At 51.3% G+C, this 236-nt stretch carries 1 pseudogene; it reads left to right on the top strand.

Going from position 1 to position 236, the window contains the following annotated elements:
* Positions 1-140 precede the first annotated feature (140 nt).
* Positions 141-236, top strand: a pseudogene (locus tag EVC45_RS45355) (IS6 family transposase); the annotation flags it as partial.

The raw sequence follows: 236 nt of genomic DNA, 5'->3' as shown, positions 1-236 counted from the left end.
GAGTCACACATAAGACGGATTTTTGAATATGCGTTTCAAAGGCTTGGATCTCAATCTTCTGGTTGCGCTGGATGCGCGGTTCTGTTGCAATAAGGGAGTCGGCTATGATGTTCGTAACAAGACGAACGACTGAAAGCCAGATGAAGACGCTGAATCCGGCCGTGGCCCGCGTGCTCAAACGCCTGCATTACCCGCTTGATGTGATCCTGACTTGCGTGCGCTGGTATGTGGCCTAT

Origin of the sequence: Paraburkholderia sp. UYCP14C, assembly GCF_004197395.1 — a bacterium.
Classification (GTDB): Bacteria; Pseudomonadota; Gammaproteobacteria; order Burkholderiales; family Burkholderiaceae; genus Paraburkholderia.
Note: the sequence above shows the minus strand (reverse complement) of the source record. Positions and strands in the feature narration are given on the sequence as shown.